Source organism: Arthrobacter sp. B6, from assembly GCF_001663775.1.
Classification (GTDB): Bacteria; Actinomycetota; Actinomycetes; order Actinomycetales; family Micrococcaceae; genus Arthrobacter.
On the sequence record NZ_KV467168.1, the window covers coordinates 2,851,279 to 2,864,961 of the forward strand.

A 13,683-nucleotide genomic window follows, 5' to 3' on the forward strand; every position below is an offset into this window, starting at 1 on the left:
GGTATATCCGCAGCGTCCGGCATTATGCGCAGCGCGAATCACCAAGTGCAGCGCGAACCTGAAAGCTACCAGCCGCGGGCGCGCCACTCCTCAAGGTGCGGGCGTTCCGCGCCAAGGGTGGTGGGTTTCCCGTGGCCCGGGTGCACCACGGTGTCGTCCGGATACACATCGAACAGCCGCTCGCTCACATCGTTGATCAGCTGGCTGAACCGGTCAGGATCCTTCTGGGTGTTGCCCACGCCTCCGGGAAAGAGTGAATCCCCGGAGAAGATGTGGGCCGGGCCGTTGGGATCCTGGTAGACCAACGCGACGGACCCGGGCGTGTGTCCGCGCAGGTGCACTGCCGTCACGTCGAAGCCGTCGAAGTTGCCGACGTCCCCGTGGTTCAGCAGCACGTCCACCTTCACCGGGAGCTCCGGGGCGTCGTCCGTTCCGGCCGCCGTCCTGGCCCCGGTTGCTTCCACCAAGGCAGGCAGGGCGCGGACGTGGTCCCAGTGCTGGTGCGTGGTGGCGATAAGTTCCAGTTTGGGCGTCGCCGCAGCGTCGGTGGCGGCGTCCTGCAGCAGCCCCTGGATGGCCGGAAGGTCGTCCGCTGCGTCAATCAGCAGTTGCGCGCCGGACTTTTTGGCGGTCAGCAGATACACATTGTTGTCCATCTCGCTGACCGAAATGCGGCGGACGGTAACGTACTGTAAGTCGTGAATGAGCGTGTCCATGGGCTTCAGCCTATTCAAGGCCCGGCTATTCACGGCCTTGGGACACCCAGGTGGGGTCCGCAGAACGGGAGCCGACGACGGCGTCCGCGGCCTGGTCCAACGCGTCCAGTTGCGCCGGGGTCAGGTCCAGGGACAGGGCGCCCAGGTTTTCGTCGATCCGGTGGGCCTTGCGGGTGCCGGGGATCGGGACCACTGACAGGCCCAGCCGCGTTCCCTGCCCCAGCAGCCACGCGAGTGCCACCTGGGCTGGCGTCGCGGCCAACTCGGCGGCGACCTTCTGCACGGCAGCCACTACTCCCCGGTTTGCGTTGGCGGCGTCCTCGGCGAAGCGGGGGATCCGGCGTCGGAAGTCATTGGCTCCGAGGGCGGAAGCGTCCACCGTTCCGGTGAGGAATCCCCGGCCCAGTGGCGAATACGGCACAAACCCCACGCCCAGGCCGGCCGCGGCCGGAACAACGTGGCGTTCCACGTCGCGGCTCCAGATGGACCATTCGCTCTGGACGGCGGCGATGGGGTGCACCGCGTGGGCTTCGGCGAGTTCCTGCGCCGTCACTTCGGACAGGCCAAGATGTTTGACCTTGCCTTGCTGCACCAGCCCCGCCATTGCTTCCACGGTTTCCACAATCGGAACGCGGAGGTCGCGGCGGTGCATGTAGTAGAGGTCGATCACGTCCGTGCCGAGGCGCTTCAGGCTGGCGTCCACTGCCTGCCTGACGTAGGCGGCGTCGCCCCTGATGTCTGTGTAGCCTTCCGCCGGCGTGCCCACGAGCGAAAACTTGGTGGCGAGCTGCACCTCGCCCCGGCGGTCCTTGAGTAACTGCGCGATGAGTTCCTCATTGCTGCCCCCGCCGTAGATGTCCGCGGTGTCGATGAAGCTGACGCCGGCATCCACGGCATGGTGCAGGGTTGTGAGCGCCTCGCGCTGGTCAACCCCGCCGTAGACCGGCGTAAGTGCCATCCCGCCGAAGCCCAGGGGACTGACTTTGAGGCCGTCGCCAAGGTGAACCAGTGGTGCAGTCATGAGTGCGCTCCGTTCATTGTGGATGTGTCCCAGCCAAGAACCCCGCCCCGGGCCGCCGTATTCCGTGCCGGGTCCCTGCCGGGCGGCCGCGCCCCGCCGCCGAGGGGTGGGTTCCCGTCGCTCCGGCCAGGGCTTGGCGCCGGGATCTCACCCCTCGCTGGTGTTACCTAGCCCCAGGGGATGATCCGGTCCGCGGCCTGCCGCGTGGCCTCGATCATCGCCGCGTTGGCCTCGTCCGGGCCCGTTGCCCAGGCTTCCGCCGCCGTCCGCTCCATGCCGAACTCCACGTGCCGGTCCCCCAGCCGGCCCAGCCGCAGGGGCGGAGGGGTGTCCATGAACCAGACCTCATCCAGCTGCGCCCGGACGTCCTTCCACTGCGGTGACTCCGCGAGCAGGTAGTTGCCTTCCGTAATCACCAGCGGCACGGACGCGGGGACGGCGATCGACGCGGCCACCGGCTCGTCCAGGGTGCGCCGGAATTCTGGGGCGTACACCACCGGCTCGTCCCGCCGCACCAGGCGCTGCAACAGCGACAGGTACCCGCCGACGTCGAACGTGTCCATTGCCCCTTTGCGCTGTCGCAGCGGTGTGCCGTCGATGATCGAGTTGCCCAAGTGGAAGCCGTCCATCGGCACCACCACGGCAACGGCCAGGCCGAACTGCTGCTGGAGCCAGGCCGCGAAGGTTGACTTTCCGGAGCCGGGCGAACCGGTGATGCCCAGCAGCGTCCGGCGACCGCCGTCGAGCCGGTGCCTGAGTGCGGCGAGCGCCTGCTGTACTTCGGGGGAGTCCATGGCAAAAGCCTAAACCGGGGCGTCGGCGGCGGCGGATTTCGACGGCAGCGCCTTCAGCCCCGCCGCGCAGCCCACGATCCCGGCGATGAACAGCACTTTCAGGACGCTGAAGGGTTCGACGCCGGTGGCCATCGCCCAGGCCACCGTCAGGGCAGCCCCGATCCCTACCCAGACGGCGTAGGCGGTCCCGAGCGGAATGCTGCGGATGGCCAGCCCCAGGCCAACCATGCTGAGCGTGGCCGTCACAGCGAAGACAATAGTGGGGAGGGGGCGGGTGAAGCCGTCGGACAGGCCCAGGGCAGTGGCCCAGACGGCTTCCAGCACGGCGGAGGCCAGGAGCATCAGCCAGGCCGCGGAACGCTTGTTCATTACGCCACCACCTTCAGGCCAACCACGCACGCGGCTATGCCGGTGAGCAGCAGGAGGCGCGCCGCCGTCGGACGTTCCGTCCTGGTGATGATCGCGTAGGCGGACGTCAGCACCACGCCCACGCCTACCCAGACGGCGTAGGCGGTTCCGGTGGGGATGGCCTGCATGGCGATGGCCAGGCCTGCCATGCTGGCAAGGACGGCAACCAGGAAGAGGAGTCCGGGTGCGAGCCGGCGCCGGCCGGACGCCTGGAAGGTCCGGTGCAGGGCGGCGGCCCAGACGGCTTCCAGCGCCCCGGAAAGAATGAGGATTAACCACGACATGACAGATCCTTTGGCCAGTCTTGTCGCGTGCCGGGTACTGAACCGTCGTCCGGAGGGTCCGTTGCGGAGCCTTGGTTCCAGCGTAGCAACGCCCGACGGGGTGTGGCCACGTTGGTGGCCAACCTCACCGCCGGGGTCCCCGCCCAACTAGGTAGCAGCAGATGTCGTTTTGAGCCCTTATAACGACATCTGCTGCGACTTAGTTGGGGGCGGCGGACGTTTAGAGGGTGCCGCCGGCGGCTTCCGGGGCGGAGGAGTCGCGGCCGCCGTCGCCGATCGTTTCCCGGGCGATGAAGTTTTCGATGTCGAAGAGGTTGTCCGCGCGTTCGGCGATGTTCAGCAGCGTGGTCATGGACGCGACTTCCTCCACCTGCTCCTTGAGGAACCAGAGCATGAACTGTTCGCCCAGGGCATCGTCCTCGGAACGTGCTGCGCGGAAGAGGGCCTCAATGTGGCCGGTCACTTCCTTCTCCTGCTGCAGGGCAAGGGCCAGCGGCTCCGTCACCGTGGAGAAGTCGTTGCGTACGGTGGGGACGCCCGGGATGGTGAAGGGGATGTCGCGGTCCAGCATGTACTGCACCATCATCATGGCGTGGTTCCGTTCCTCCACCGACTGCCGGTAGAAGTAACGGGCCAGCTGCGGAAGGTCCTGGTTGGCGAACCAGGTGGCGACGGCGATGTACTGCTGCGATGCGGCAAACTCGTTGCCGATCTGGGTGGACAGAAGCGTGTTGAAGGATGTGGAGGTCATAGCCCGAGTCTAGGAGCGGCACCTGCGGCTGACCAGTGTGGAAAGGCTCAGATAACGAAGGCGAGCCTAGCCTGCCACCCTGTCAACCGAAACCACGGCCAGGAACCCGCGGCCCAGGATTTCCGGGGAGCGGACGTCGGAACCAACGACGGCGTCGAAGCGGCTCAGTGCCTCCGGTTCGGCTGCCGGGCCTGCTTCAGCCCCTTCCGTGCCGCCGTCGGTATCGGCCGCGGCGCCGGGGCTGACAGTGCCCTGGCCCTGCAGCAGCACCGCCAACTGGCCCTCGAAGACCGGGTGCGCGCGCTTTTTGGAAAGTTCGACGATGGAGGTGTAGCCCTTGAACGCATCCGTCCTGGTGATGACGTTGAGGTTCCGGATGTCGCCGGTGGGGAGGGCGCCGTGGGCAGCGGCTTCGCCGGAGAACCTGAACGGCCGGTACTTCTCCAGGGGATGCTCTGCACCGTCCACGGTCAGCAGGAGCAGCTCACCCTCGATCACCGTGAGGACGCGTTCCATGCCGGGAAACGGCGAGAAGTCCCCGGCTTTGGTGAGCTCGGCAATGCTGACCCGCCAGTCCCAGGCCCCGTCCTGCGCGGAGGCCGCCTGCGGATGGCTGGCGAGTTCGCGGGTCACCCCGCCGCCGTTGCGCCACGGTTCGGACCTGAGTTCTGCAAAGCGGATGATCTCCATCCGACCAGCCTAGTTTGTTGGACTACAAGTCCGTCGAGGCTTGGTCCCCTGGGTGGCCCGGCCTTGTACCATGCAGGACGCGTGGGATGCTGGGTGGATGCGCCAGGGGATCACCGACGAACAAAGCCGGCTGCTGACGTCCTGGCTGGGGAGTTACACGGTGGTGCGGGACTACTCCTGGCCCCTGCAGGGGACACCCGCAGAGAATGATCCGGAAACGTACCGCCAGGCAGGGGAGCTGCTGGGGAGCCTCCACCGGCCAGCCGGGGCCTCCCCTCACTACGCCAAAGCCCTGGCTACAAAGACCCGCGCGTGGATGGAACGCGCCCACGGGCTCCTGCCGGAAACCCAGCTCACCGACCTGGCGCACGAGTTGGACGACCTGGATCCTGGCGTGGTGCAGCTCGTTGCCACGCACGGCGACTACCAGCCACGGAACTGGCTGCAGGACAACGGGCAAGTCAAGGTCATCGACTTCGGCCGGGCGGAACGGCGTCCATGGGTGCACGATCTTGTGCGGCTCAGCCACCAGCAGTTCCTTCACAGGCCCGGGCTGGCTGACGCCTTCCATGCAGGACTGGGCAAGACCGTCGGACCGGCCGAGGCTGAGCTGTGGCGGCTGGAAAACCTGAACCAGGCCATCGGCACGGTGGTGTGGGCCCACCAGATGGGGGACACCGCCTTCCAACAGGCCGGGCGGGCCATGGTGGAGCGCGTACTGTCCGGCCGCTGAAGGCAGGCGTCACATCGGCGCGGGGAGCGCTTCCCTGCTAATCTCCTCCCCGGGGGGACATCACAAAGACAGCCTCAAGGAGCCGGGAATGTTCGTCAAAGTCTGTGGTCTCAGTACGCCCGAATCAGTCCGCGAGGCCGTGGCAGCCGGGGCGGACGCCGTCGGCTTTGTCCTCACGGCGAGCCCGCGCGTGGTCACACCGTCGCAGGTTAAGGTGCTTCTGGGCGGTGTGCCGGAGGGGGTGGCCGCCGTCGGCGTCTTCCGGCATGAACCTGTTGCCGATGCCATTGCCATCGCCCGTTCGGCCGGACTCGGATGGGTCCAGCTCCACGGGGACCTCACCCCGGAAGACGTCAGGACGGTGCACGACGCCGGCATGAAGCTGATCAGGGCGGTCACCATGGCAGCCACCGCGGACACGTTCGCCGACTGGGGCGAGGAACTCCTGTTAATTGATGCGGCCGTACCCGGGTCCGGAGAAGCCTGGGACTACGCCTCCATGGTGGACGTGACGGCACTCCAGGACCGTAAGTGGCTGCTGGCCGGCGGACTGGATCCGGACACGGTGGCGCATGCCGCGGCAGCATCAGGCGCGTGGGGCGTGGATGTTTCCTCCGGCGTCGAGGCCTCGCGGGGGGTGAAGGACCTGGACAAGATCCGTGCCTTCGTGAAGGCCGCCAAGGCCTGACCGTGGCGCCCTCTGGCCGGTAACCAGCGAGCGAGGGCCTCCGGGTTCAGGGGCGAATCAGGGCAGTCCCCGAGGTTTTTGTCGGACCGCCGGGGCACAATGGACAGATGAAGACACTGCTCAACATCATCTGGCTGGTTTTCGGCGGGTTGTGGCTGGCCCTGGGTTATTTCCTCGCCGGCATTATCTGCTGCCTGCTGATCGTCACCATTCCCTGGGGCATCGCGTCGTTCCGCATTGCCGCCTACACGCTGTGGCCGTTCGGGCGGATGGTGGTTGACAAGCCGGGCGGAGCAGGCGTGTTTTCACTGCTGGGAAACGTGATCTGGCTGCTGGTCGCGGGCATCTGGATCGCGATCGGCCACGTGGTCACCGCCTTCGCCATGGCCATTACCATCATCGGCATTCCCCTGGCCATCGCCAACCTGAAGCTCATCCCGGTGAGCCTGATGCCGCTCGGCAAGCAGATCGTGCCCACCAACAGCCCGTTCGTTACTGCATACCATTAGGCCACGCCGGGAATTCTTTACCGGCGGAGCCGCCGTATCAGCGCCGCCCCGGTGGCCAGTTCTACGCCATAAACCAACAGGGGCGGCAAGTCACCGGTGGTGGCCAGGACGCCGCCGAAGACCGCGGCCCCGCCCAGGTTGAGCCAGCCCGGCCAGCGCGGGTCCCGGGGCAGAACGCCTGTGCTCGCTTCGTGGGCGGGCGCCCGCGCCAGCAACGCCCCACCCAGGGCAGCCATGCCGGCCAGGCTCAGCCACATATACCCCTGGAACGGCCACATGGGCTGGGCCCCCAAGGCAAAGGCCTCCGGGTCCCTGGATCGCTCCTCCAGGTGACCCAGGAACAGACACGCTCCCGCGCCCAACGCAAGTGCAGCGCTCATGGCAAGCCGCTTGCCCGCTAAGGGCTCCTGACTGCCCGGTTCGCTTTCCGCGCCCCAGCGACGGGCGAGCATCACGACGCCAACGGGCAACATCGCCGTGCCCGCGGCGAGGAGCAGTTGCTGGGCCCTCCACTGCACGGGGTCCGCCAGCAGGATAGCCAGTTTGCGCTGAGGATCTCCTTCGACATACACCCGCGAGATGGGCATAAAGGCGCCAGCGAGAAAGGTCGCCGATCCCGCTATCATGACGGTCGGCGCCGATGCCGCATCTGCCCGAATTCGACGAGCCATGGGATGACGGTAAACCTCGATGCCGGCATGTACAAGGGGGTAGCGGACCAGGCCGGGCGATCCGTTTATACTGCCGAACGTTGACCCAACAGACGGGTTATAGGTACTAGGTTGCGGGCGGCCGGTCCACGGTGTTGCCATCCACGGACGGACGCTCAATGCCGGGAACCAATCCCTGGGCTTCCAGTTCGTCGGAGCGCGCTGCCCGCAGGATACAGAACTCGTTGCCGTCCGGATCTGCCATCACCACCCATGTCACTTCCGGCCCCTGCCCGACGGAAACGCGGGTGGCGCCCAGGGCTTCCAGCCGCTTCACCTCCGCGGCCTGGTCGTCCGGACGAAGGTCCAGGTGCAGCCTGTTCTTGACCTCCTTGCGCTCGGGCACCCTGGCGAAGAGCAGGTCCGGTGAGATCCCGTCCTGCGGGCTGCCTGCCGGCGGTTCAAGCACGATTTCGTCCCCATCCTGGAAGGTCCGGCGCCATCCCAAAGCCTTTTCCCAGAAACTGGCCGGCACCGCGGGGTCGGTGGAGTCGATGCTGAGGGCTTGGATGCGCAGGTTCATCCGAGCAGTCTTCCACCGGCTGCCGAAGCCGTAAAGGCTCTGCCCTGCGCGGCAATGCGGTCAGGCGAGCTCGCCCCGGAGGTTCCGGTGGGCGGCGGCGAGCCACAGCTCTCGTGCGCGCTCGCTGTGGAAGAGCGGGTCCAGTTCCAGCAGATGCCGTACGACGGCGGCGCGTCCGGCCGCGAAGTCAGCGTCACCGATGTGCGCGTAGTCCTCCCGGACGGCGGCCACATACCTGGCGTAGGGCTCCGGTTCGCCGCCGAGGACTGACAGGTCCGCGTCGCAGAGGAGGGCGCCGTCGTCGTCCCCTGGTTCCGGACAGTGGTCCGAGGTGAGCCGCACCAGCCGCGCCACCTCCTCGACGTCCGCGGCGGGGAGTCCTTCGTGGGCCAGCCGTTCCTCGGCGAGCCTGGCCGAGTCCTCCTCGTCCTGGCCGGCTGCTCCGCGGTACACGGCGTCATGGAACCAGGCGGCCAGCTGCACGGTGCGCGAAGGTTTGCCGGGTTCGGAGAGCAGGTCCAGGGCCTCCAGTACGGCCAGGAGGTGGGTGCGGCCGTGGTACTTGCGGTGCTCCTCGCCCCACCGGTCTAGGAGGTCCAGGAAGAGGGCGTCGTGGCTGGGCATGATGTTTTCCCAGCGGTTCAGGAGCGGCACCTTCAGGGACTTGCTGCGCTGCCGGGCCGGGATGCGCAGCCCGCTGGCCAGGAGCTTGCGCACCAGAATCCGGGCTTCCACGGGAACGGCGCCGGCAGCCACCAGGTCCTTGAACCGACGCTCCGGCACGTCGTAGTGGTCACAGTCGAAAGCCCGGTCCGGGATCCCGGCCGTGGCAGCGAATGCGTGGAGTTCCTCGAGGGAGGTGTCCGAAATGAGGTGCGAGAAGTGCGTTCCGTGCGCAGGCCAGAGCGGAGGATCGAGGTAGATGGCCATGGTGGAAGTCTAATCCCGGGCTCCCCGGCCAGGGACGCTGCTGCCACGTCGATCGTTTGTGGGCGGGAACCCGGTCACCGAGCTGCCGCCGTCGTACCCTCCCCAACCAGGTAGCAACAGATGTCGTTATGGCGCCTCATAAGGACATCTGCTGCTACCTGGTTGGGATCCGGCGCCGGTCAGGATCCGGCCGGCAGGATGTTCTGGTTGCCGCGGAAGACGTTCTGCGGATCGAAATCGCGCTTGACCCTGGCCAGCCGTGCGTAGTTCCCGTTGCCGAAGGCAGCCCGGATGCGGTCCTGCCCTTCATCGCCGATGAAATTGAGCCACACACCTCCGGTGGCGTACGGGGCAATCTTTGCGCGGAAGTCTTTGACCCAGGCCTTGGCCAGCTGGCCGCCTTCCGGCGTCGGGGAGATGCCATAGGGGTGGCTCACCCAGGCGGCGTTCCGGTTGATCAGCGGTGTGGCCGCCCCCGCGTTCCCTCCGACGGCGCCGCCCCAGCGCGCGATGAGCTGCTGGGAAGTGGCATCGGGGAGGTTGTGGGCCGATTCCACAAAGAGGTCCAGCGCGTCATCGGGCAATTCGTCGTGATAGTCGGCACTCCAGTAGTTGTAGTGGTCCGCAGGATCGTCGAGGGAAGACTGGAAATCGGCGTAATGGGTGTCACCCACCAGGTCGACGGCCGGCCCGAGCTCGCGGAAGGGCCTGGCGTGCTCTGAGCCTTCCTCGGGCTCGCCGGCATAAAGATAGACCACGAGTGTGGCCATCTTTCCCACCATCCCCTCCGGCACAAATGGCTCGGGCGGTGCTGTTACGTAAAGAAGCGCCAGCCCCACGCCGTCGGGTGCTGCGAGGGCGAGATCCCTGAACGCCCGGGAAACGTCTGTGGCGGCATCCGCCGGCCACAGCCACATCCCGGCATGCACCACCGGACCGAGCCGGTGCGCCTGGAAGGTGAAGGACGTGGCCACCCCGAAATTCCCGCCGCCGCCGTGGAGCGCCCAGAAGAGTTCAGGGTTTTCCCTGGCGCTCGCGGTGACGCGCTCACCGTCGGCCGTCACCAGGTTCACGGAGACGAGGCTGTCGCACGCGAAACCATAGGACCGTTCCAGCCACCCGGACCCGCCGCCCAGGGTGAAGCCGGCGACGCCGGTGGTGGAGGCGCGCCCGCCGGTCACCGCCAGCGCGTGCTCCTGGGTGGCGTGGTCGAACTCACCCCAGGTCAGGCCCGCGCCGGCTGTGACAATGCCGGATTCAGGGTCGACGTCAATGGACTTCATGGGCCGGACATCGATCACCAGCCCGCCGTCGTTCATGGACATTCCCGCCACTGAGTGACCCCCGGCGCGCACGGCAATGGCGAGGGAATTCTCCCGGCCGTAGCGGAGGGCTTCCGCAACGTCGGCGTCGTTGGAGCACTGGGCGATCGCCGCCGGACGCCGGTCAATCATGGCGTTGAACACCTTGCGGGCAGGGTCATAGTCGGGGCTTTCAGGTCTGATCCACTTCATCACAACGCTCCTCAGCGGGTGCGGCTCTTCCCCTCCACATAGCGTAGGACGACGGGGGCGGGTGTTCTACAGGCAGAGCCTCCCTGCGTCCTGCCAGCGGGAACAGGAAATTCTTTCCACATCCGTTCCAGCGGCAGAAAACCCCCCAATCTCCCGCAGATGCGGTCTAAACTTGGTGAATGCCCACGATTCGCGTTTCAGAAGCTGCCCGGTTCCTTGGCGTCAGTGATGACACCATCCGACGCTGGACGGAGAACGGCACGCTGACGCCCGTGAAGGACGACGCCGGCCGGCTGGCCGTGGAGGGCCTGGAGCTCGCCCAGCATGCCCGCCAGCTCGCGCAGCTTCCCGAGGACCCCCACCGCACCGGAAGCTCGGCCCGGAACCGCTTCGTCGGCCTGGTCACCGGGATCGCCATGGACAAGGTCATGGCGCAGGTTGAACTGCAGTGCGGTCCGTTCCGGGTGGTTTCGCTGATGAGCAGCGAAGCGGTCCGCGAATTAGGGCTGGAATTCGGCTCCGTAGCCACGGCCGTGGTCAAGGCCACCACCGTCATTATCGAGACCCCGCAGGGAAAGGGCATCATTTGAGGAACGTCACGCGAACCAACCGCATCCTGGCGGTGGCTGCGCTCGGACTGGCCGGCGCCCTCACCGCATGCGCCGCGCCTGGGGGCAGCGCTCCGTCGGGGGCCTCTTCCCCGCTGTCAGGAACTGTGACCGTCTTCGCGGCAGCGTCCCTGAAAAGCACGTTCACCCGGCTGGCACACGATTTTGAGGCCAAGAATCCCGGCACAAAGGTCAGGCTGAGCTTCGCCGGATCCTCGGACCTGGCCACGCAGATCACCCAGGGTGCGCCCGCCGATGTCTTTGCCTCCGCTGATACCAGGAACATGACCAAACTGGCGGAAGCCGGACTCCTTGACGGGACCGCCAGGAACTTCGCCACCAACGTCCTGGAGATTGCCGTCCCGCCATCCAATCCGGCGTCGATCGCTTCCTTCGCCGACCTGGCCAAACCCGGCGTCAAGGTGGTGGCCTGCGCCAGCCAGGTCCCCTGCGGCGCGGCCGCGGACGCGGTGGAAAAAGCCGCGGGCGTCACCTTGTCCCCGGTCAGCGAGGAATCCTCCGTCACGGACGTCATGGGCAAGGTGACGTCCGGCGAGGCCGACGCCGGCCTTGTTTACGTCACCGACGTCCACGGCGCCGGCGGCAAGGTGAAAGGCATCCCGTTCGAAGAATCCGGTGAGGCCGTCACCACCTATCCCATCGCCACAACAGGCCCGAGCCGGAACAAGGAACTGGCCGAAGCCTTCATCGCCATGGTGACCGGAGCCGAAGGCCGGAAGACCCTCAGCGAGGCCGGCTTCGGCGCGCCGTAAGCAGTCAGCACTGTAACCCAGCACCGAAGCAGACCACCCCAAGGAGACCATGAAGCAGCCGAGGAACGGCGGGTACGGCGGCATCCCGCGCTGGATCTACGTCATGGCCGGTGCCGGAGGATTGTTGGTTCTGCTGCCGCTCGCCGCGATGGTGGCCAAGGTCAACTGGCCGCAGTTCATCCCGCTGGTCACGTCGGAATCCTCCTTGACCGCCCTCGGCCTGAGCCTGCGCACATCGGCGGCCAGCACGGCGCTGTGCCTCGTCCTGGGTGTGCCGCTGGCGCTGGTCCTGGCCCGCGGGCGCTTCCCCGGCCAGGGCCTGCTCCGCTCCTTCGTGCTGCTCCCGCTGGTCCTGCCGCCGGTGGTGGGCGGCATCGCGCTCCTGTACACCTTCGGCCGGCAAGGGCTCCTGGGCAGGACGCTGGAAGTCGCCGGAATCCAGATCGCATTCTCGACGTCGGCCGTAATCCTCGCCCAGACCTTTGTGGCACTGCCGTTCCTCGTGGTCAGCCTCGAGGGCGCCCTGCGCACGGCCGGGAACCGCTACGAAGCGGTGGCCGCAACGCTTGGTGCCCGGCCCACCACAGTGCTGCGCCGTGTCACCATCCCGCTCGTTTTGCCCGGTCTTGCATCAGGGGCGGTACTGTCGTTTGCCCGCAGCCTGGGCGAATTCGGCGCCACCCTCACGTTCGCCGGAAGCCTGCAGGGGGTGACCCGGACCCTGCCTTTGGAAATCTACCTGCAGCGGGAGACAGACGCCGATGCCGCCGTCGCCCTTTCCCTGGTCCTGGTGGCCGTTGCGGCAGCCGTGGTGGCACTGGCCTACCGCAGGCCGCGTCCCGCTGGCCGTGTCCCGGAAGGCGCCTCGGGAGACAGGGAAAGCCCGACGGCGGCGCCCGTCGCCGGGGGTGGTGTCCCGTGACCTTTACGGTCCAGGCAGCCGTGGCCGCCCGCGGCTTCGACCTCTCCCTGACGGTGGGACCTGGCGAAACCGTGGCCGTCATGGGCCCCAACGGCGCGGGCAAATCCACCCTCCTGAACGTCATCGCCGGCCTGCTGCATCCGGACTCAGGCAAGGCTGAGCTGGACGGCAAGACACTGTTCAACCTGGCCGCCGGGCGCGGTACGTGGATCGCTCCGCACCGCCGCGGCACCGCCCTGTTGGCCCAGGAACCGCTGCTTTTTCCGCACCTGAGTGTCCTGGAGAATGTGGCTTTCGGCCCGCGCAGTGCCGGTGTATCCAAGCGCGCGGCCGGAAACTCAGCCCTGCGGTGGCTGGCCGAAGTGGACGCTGCGGAACTGCAGGCCCGCCGTCCCGCGCAGCTGTCCGGCGGGCAGGCCCAGCGCGTGGCCGTGGCCCGGGCGCTCGCCACAGACCCCGGGCTCCTGCTCCTCGACGAACCCATGTCAGCGCTGGATATCCATGCCGCCCCGCTGCTCCGGCGGCTGCTCAAGCGCGTGCTGGTCGGCCGCCGAGCCATCATTATCACCCACGACGTCCTGGACGCCCTGATGCTGGCAGACCGGGTGGTGATCCTTGAGGGCGGCCGGATTGCTGAGCAGGGTCCCACGCGCGAGGTCCTGCAGCTGCCAAAGAGCCGCTTCGCCGCCGGGCTGGCCGGGCTGAACCTCGTCCCCGGCACCCTTGCCGGCCATGGGCTGGTGGCCGGCGACCTGGAGATTTACGGCCAGCACGACGAACTGCCCGGGCAGCTGCCCGCCGGCCAGCCCGGCGTGGCGGTCTTCCCGCCGTCGGCCGTTTCCGTCTTTCTCGCCGAGGCGCACGGCAGTCCGCGGAACTCCTTTGCCGTTACGGTGACTGACCTTGAACCGTACGGCGACCGGATCAGGGTCCGGGCCGGCGACGGCGGGCGGTTGAGCGCCGACGTCACGCCGGAAGCGGCGGCGGACCTGGGCCTCATCCCCGGGATGGAAGTGTATTTCGTGGTCAAAGCCGCCGCTGTCTCCATCTACCCGGCCTGAAATCATCCCCTGGGCTGAACCTGCACGCGGCTGCCTTGGCTAGGCTGG

Annotated in this window: 18 protein-coding genes and 1 riboswitch; of the genes, 7 read left to right on the top strand and 11 right to left on the bottom strand. The window is 67.4% G+C overall.

Features of this window, described 5'->3' with window-relative positions:
- Positions 1-65: 65 nt before the first annotated feature.
- The 7 genes from AU175_RS12630 to AU175_RS12660 all read right to left on the bottom strand — a co-directional run bounded on the left by AU175_RS12630 (position 66) and on the right by AU175_RS12660 (position 4,664).
- Complete coding sequence (locus AU175_RS12630; RefSeq protein ID WP_066289341.1) at positions 66-716, bottom strand: MBL fold metallo-hydrolase; 651 nt, start codon at positions 714-716, stop codon at positions 66-68.
- A 25-nt stretch (positions 717-741) separates the two neighbouring features.
- Positions 742-1,737 (bottom strand): aldo/keto reductase, encoded by a 996-nt coding sequence (locus tag AU175_RS12635; RefSeq protein WP_066289343.1) that lies wholly within the window; start codon positions 1,735-1,737, stop codon positions 742-744.
- A gap of 167 nt (positions 1,738-1,904) precedes the next feature.
- Positions 1,905-2,531, bottom strand: coding sequence for a nucleoside/nucleotide kinase family protein (locus tag AU175_RS12640; protein WP_066289347.1), 627 nt, complete (start codon positions 2,529-2,531; stop codon positions 1,905-1,907).
- A 9-nt stretch (positions 2,532-2,540) separates the two neighbouring features.
- On the bottom strand, positions 2,541-2,900 hold the full coding sequence (locus tag AU175_RS12645; protein WP_066289349.1) for a DMT family transporter: 360 nt from the start codon (positions 2,898-2,900) through the stop codon (positions 2,541-2,543).
- A complete protein-coding gene (locus tag AU175_RS12650) occupies positions 2,900-3,223 on the bottom strand; it encodes a DMT family transporter (RefSeq protein WP_066289351.1) in 324 nt (107 codons plus the stop codon). Before AU175_RS12650 ends, AU175_RS12645 begins: the two co-directional genes overlap by 1 nt.
- A 9-nt stretch (positions 3,224-3,232) precedes the next feature.
- Positions 3,233-3,298, bottom strand: a riboswitch (guanidine-III (ykkC-III) riboswitch).
- Between the two features lie 145 nt (positions 3,299-3,443).
- Positions 3,444-3,974 carry a ferritin gene (locus AU175_RS12655; protein WP_066289355.1) on the bottom strand — a complete coding sequence of 177 codons (531 nt, stop codon included), beginning with the start codon at positions 3,972-3,974 and terminating at the stop codon, positions 3,444-3,446.
- A gap of 66 nt (positions 3,975-4,040) precedes the next feature.
- Entirely contained in the window at positions 4,041-4,664 is a 624-nt protein-coding gene (locus tag AU175_RS12660; protein WP_066289358.1) for a HutD/Ves family protein, read from the bottom strand.
- 97 nt (positions 4,665-4,761) lie between these two features.
- Between AU175_RS12660 and AU175_RS12665 the strand changes: the two genes are divergently transcribed.
- The 3 genes from AU175_RS12665 to AU175_RS12675 all read left to right on the top strand — a co-directional run bounded on the left by AU175_RS12665 (position 4,762) and on the right by AU175_RS12675 (position 6,594).
- Positions 4,762-5,397, top strand: a complete 636-nt coding sequence (locus AU175_RS12665) for a phosphotransferase (protein WP_197497095.1) — start codon at positions 4,762-4,764, stop codon at positions 5,395-5,397.
- A gap of 88 nt (positions 5,398-5,485) precedes the next feature.
- A complete protein-coding gene (locus AU175_RS12670) occupies positions 5,486-6,085 on the top strand; it encodes a phosphoribosylanthranilate isomerase (protein WP_066289360.1) in 600 nt (199 codons plus the stop codon).
- A 107-nt stretch (positions 6,086-6,192) separates the two neighbouring features.
- Entirely contained in the window at positions 6,193-6,594 is a 402-nt protein-coding gene (locus tag AU175_RS12675; RefSeq protein ID WP_066289361.1) for a YccF domain-containing protein, read from the top strand.
- A 17-nt stretch (positions 6,595-6,611) separates the two neighbouring features.
- On the opposite strand, the gene AU175_RS12680 is transcribed toward AU175_RS12675, so the two are convergent.
- The 4 genes from AU175_RS12680 to AU175_RS12695 form a co-directional block, all read right to left on the bottom strand.
- Positions 6,612-7,265: a hypothetical protein gene (locus AU175_RS12680; protein WP_066289364.1), complete on the bottom strand. Its 654-nt coding sequence runs from the start codon at positions 7,263-7,265 to the stop codon at positions 6,612-6,614.
- A 106-nt stretch (positions 7,266-7,371) separates the two neighbouring features.
- Complete coding sequence (locus tag AU175_RS12685) at positions 7,372-7,827, bottom strand: VOC family protein (RefSeq protein ID WP_197497097.1); 456 nt, start codon at positions 7,825-7,827, stop codon at positions 7,372-7,374.
- A 60-nt stretch (positions 7,828-7,887) separates the two neighbouring features.
- Positions 7,888-8,757: a DUF4031 domain-containing protein gene (locus AU175_RS12690; RefSeq protein WP_066289367.1), complete on the bottom strand. Its 870-nt coding sequence runs from the start codon at positions 8,755-8,757 to the stop codon at positions 7,888-7,890.
- Between the two features lie 179 nt (positions 8,758-8,936).
- Positions 8,937-10,271, bottom strand: coding sequence for an FAD-binding oxidoreductase (locus AU175_RS12695; protein ID WP_066289372.1), 1,335 nt, complete (start codon positions 10,269-10,271; stop codon positions 8,937-8,939).
- 179 nt (positions 10,272-10,450) lie between these two features.
- On the opposite strand from AU175_RS12695, the gene AU175_RS12700 reads away from it, so the two are divergent.
- The 4 genes from AU175_RS12700 to AU175_RS12715 are packed head-to-tail and all read left to right on the top strand — an operon-like array spanning position 10,451 to position 13,635.
- Positions 10,451-10,861 carry a TOBE domain-containing protein gene (locus tag AU175_RS12700; RefSeq protein WP_066289374.1) on the top strand — a complete coding sequence of 137 codons (411 nt, stop codon included), beginning with the start codon at positions 10,451-10,453 and terminating at the stop codon, positions 10,859-10,861.
- Positions 10,858-11,652 carry a molybdate ABC transporter substrate-binding protein gene (modA, locus tag AU175_RS12705; RefSeq protein WP_066289376.1) on the top strand — a complete coding sequence of 265 codons (795 nt, stop codon included), beginning with the start codon at positions 10,858-10,860 and terminating at the stop codon, positions 11,650-11,652. Before AU175_RS12700 ends, modA begins: the two co-directional genes overlap by 4 nt.
- Before the next feature lie 49 nt (positions 11,653-11,701).
- Positions 11,702-12,574 carry an ABC transporter permease gene (locus AU175_RS12710; protein ID WP_066289379.1) on the top strand — a complete coding sequence of 291 codons (873 nt, stop codon included), beginning with the start codon at positions 11,702-11,704 and terminating at the stop codon, positions 12,572-12,574.
- A complete protein-coding gene (locus AU175_RS12715; RefSeq protein WP_066289382.1) occupies positions 12,571-13,635 on the top strand; it encodes a sulfate/molybdate ABC transporter ATP-binding protein in 1,065 nt (354 codons plus the stop codon). The genes AU175_RS12710 and AU175_RS12715 overlap by 4 nt, the downstream gene beginning before the upstream one ends.
- The last annotated feature ends 48 nt before the right edge of the window (positions 13,636-13,683 follow it).